Origin of the sequence: Natronococcus amylolyticus DSM 10524, assembly GCF_000337675.1 — an archaeon.
GTDB lineage: Archaea > Halobacteriota > Halobacteria > Halobacteriales > Natrialbaceae > Natronococcus > Natronococcus amylolyticus.
The window spans coordinates 1-2,719 of sequence record NZ_AOIB01000044.1 but is presented as its reverse complement, the minus strand read 5'-3'; the positions used below and the strand labels follow the sequence as shown (position 1 = coordinate 2,719).

At 64.5% G+C, this 2,719-nt stretch carries 3 protein-coding genes and 1 pseudogene; 3 read left to right on the top strand and 1 reads right to left on the bottom strand.

All coding sequences use genetic code 11. The features are described 5' to 3' along the window. The first annotated feature begins 793 nt into the window (after window positions 1-793). Window positions 794-1,234 carry an SRPBCC family protein gene (locus C491_RS21365; protein ID WP_049892463.1) on the top strand — a complete coding sequence of 147 codons (441 nt, stop codon included), beginning with the start codon at window positions 794-796 and terminating at the stop codon, window positions 1,232-1,234. 5 nt (window positions 1,235-1,239) lie between these two features. Here C491_RS21365 and C491_RS21360 read toward each other — a convergent pair whose 3' ends face one another. Next, on the bottom strand, window positions 1,240-1,890 hold the full coding sequence (locus C491_RS21360) for an HAD family hydrolase (RefSeq protein WP_005560126.1): 651 nt from the start codon (window positions 1,888-1,890) through the stop codon (window positions 1,240-1,242). A 163-nt stretch (window positions 1,891-2,053) separates the two neighbouring features. Between C491_RS21360 and C491_RS21355 the strand changes: the two genes are divergently transcribed. Further along, on the top strand, window positions 2,054-2,536 hold the full coding sequence (locus C491_RS21355; RefSeq protein ID WP_005560125.1) for a DUF6735 family protein: 483 nt from the start codon (window positions 2,054-2,056) through the stop codon (window positions 2,534-2,536). Between the two features lie 95 nt (window positions 2,537-2,631). Continuing rightward, window positions 2,632-2,719: pseudogene (locus C491_RS22820) on the top strand (MOSC N-terminal beta barrel domain-containing protein); the annotation flags it as partial.

The following is a 2,719-nucleotide window of genomic DNA, read 5'->3' as shown; positions in this document are numbered from 1 at the left end:
GTTCACACTCACTTGAATCGTCTATCGTATATGGGTCCAGTTCGGTGGTGCCGAATCGCGGACCGATCGGGCGTCACCGAACTACCAAGGCTCACATCAGAACTCATCTTGCGGCGGACCGCAGGGGTGAACTCCTCATCTTCTTCGTACTATAACGAAGTCCCCGGTCACTACATAAGGCCTTCGAACGCAATCCTCGCCGACAGGGAGTCACAAACACGTGACGGCGGCTTGAAAGACGGATTCGGAATATCGGTTCTCGAGCAATTCAGTACTAATAGCCATCCCGAACGATAGCCGGTACCGGACGGTCTTCGGAACGCGAACCACTCGATCCGGTCTCTGGTCCACATTCAACCGAAACGAGCAGAACGAAGCGATGACGTTGCGAAGTCGCATCCGATCGGCGCCACCGCCGCGGCTGCTGGTTTGTTCGAACGAGTGTCGTTCAACCATGATTCCGGTGAGTTATCTGAGGCAGTCGGAAGCCCCCAAGTTGCCGAGAACGAGGTATCGGGTTCGTCCGCGAGAGCACTGATAGTATCCTCAAAGCAACGAGCAGGCACAGCGGAATCGGGCTCGAGGAGCATTCCGTAGCCAACTCGCTTCGGTCTGCCCGTTCCGAGCTGGACGGAACGAGTCCGGCGACACCGACTCGAGGACCGCTTTGCCCGGAGCGAGCCCGGCCCTGACTCGTACGCGAGAGACCGTCGGTTCGACGGCGCTCAGCCCGCCGCAGTCCGTTCGCCGGGGAACCGATACAGTCATCGTTTCTCGTGTGAGGTGTGGTAGCATGAACCAAATTGAGCGATTCGAGGAGATAGACGCACCCCCTGACGTGGTCTGGGAGGTTCTGGCCGAACTCGAGGACACGGCGGGGCGAACGGCGATCGAGCGGTCGATCGACGCGATTCCGGTCGTGGGAGGCCGCCTGCGTCCGGAGCGATCGGCGCCCGACGGTCGTAACGGGTTCCTCGAGCCGGAGATCCTCATCGCCGAGGAGGACCGTCGGCTCGTCCGTCTCGACCGAGCCGGCGTGCCGTTCGCCTTCGACAGCTATCACGAGTTTCACCTCGAGCCGATCGACGGCGGGAGGCGAACCCGGCTCCTCCAGCGAGAGACCGCCCGGGGTGCACTCGTTCCGCTGGCGTTCGACGAACGACGGCTCGAGCGGGAGTTCGAGGAGCGAAACCGGACGATCAGGGAGCGAGCCGAGTCGCGGGCGAGAGCCTGAACGGATTACCGAGGGAGTTCCCGTAACTCCGCGAGCGAGTCGATCTCGTAGGTCGGCTCCGTCGGGAGGTCGTAGCCGCGGCGGTGGTCCCGGCGAACGAACGCCGCGTCGATTCCGAGGGCGTCGGCCGCGGCGACGTCGACGCGGCTGTCGCCGACGTAGATCGGGTTCTCGGCACCGAGGTCGTCGATCGCGCGCTCGAGGTAGTACGGCTCCGGTTTCTTTCGTTGGACCCCCTCGAGCGTCGGCTCCCGTCCGTACCAGACGTCGAACGGGGCGAGCGAGCAGTGATCGAGGATGTTCCCGATCGTCTCGTGCTGGTTGTTGCTGACGATCGCCGTCGGCTCCTCGAGGCGCTCGAGCGCCGTAACATCCTCGTAGGGCCGTTTTCGTCCCTTCCTAAGTTCCTCGAGCTGGGCCTCGACCGCCGCGCGCTCGCGGGCCGCCCAGAGCGTCTCGGGCTCGAGTTCCCGGTCGGTGGCGACCGTACGAAGGGAGTCGACGTCCGGCCCGAGCAACGTCTCGACCTCGTGGTTTGTCGGCTCCGCGACTCCGACCTCGTCGAAGGCGGCGCGGATCGCCTCGACCAGGACCCCGCGATCGGTCGGTCTCGTCAGCACGCCGTCGTTGTCGAAGACGAAAGCGTCGTAGCCCATCCGTTCGGTAGAGTAGGGGCCGCGGGGTTTTCTCGGTTGTGTTCGGACCCTCAGACCCAGCGATCGTCCGCGGATTGAAGTACGGGGGAGCGGCCAGCACCATCGATGAAGACCGAGGATTCGGACGGAAGGACGAGTCGGATCCGATCGCGGAGGGACGGCGATGGGGCATAGAGCACTCGTCGCCTACGAGCGACCGGATCGGCTCTACGACCTGCGCTACAGCCACTGGGGTGGGACGAGACTGGATCTCGTCGATCGGATCGAGGACGAGCGCCCGCTCGCGGACGGTGTCATCGAGGAGTCACCGGTCGCCAAGGCGGTCGCCGGAGAGCGGATCCTCTCGGACTTCCTCGACCCCTGCAAGTACGAGGCGCTGTATCTCGTTCGCGAAGGAGGGAGCGACGGCTACCGCGTCGCCTGGCTCGAGTGGGACGAGCGTCGCGGAGGCGACCGCGGCGCGATCGTCGAACTCGAGCCGGGCGAGGCCGACCGCGAGTTCCGGCGCTGGTTCCGGGCGACGAAGACGGTTCTCGGTGATATCGTCGAACTGTGGCAGTTTCCTCGAGACGCGGCACGGACGTACCTCGAGGCGCGGGTCGTCGAGGAGTACGACGGGATTCCGTACACGTATCGCGGAACGTAGCCGCGCCGAGACAACGCTACACCGACGGGAGCTGACGGCCGAGAACCGGTGATCGAACGGGATCGTTATACCCCGTCCCCCCGCAGTGGGAGGCGATGGCACGAGTCGACCGACTCCGGGTGTACCCAATCAAGGGGCTCGACGGGATCGACCTCGAGCGAGCCGAGTTCGTCACGGGCGGAA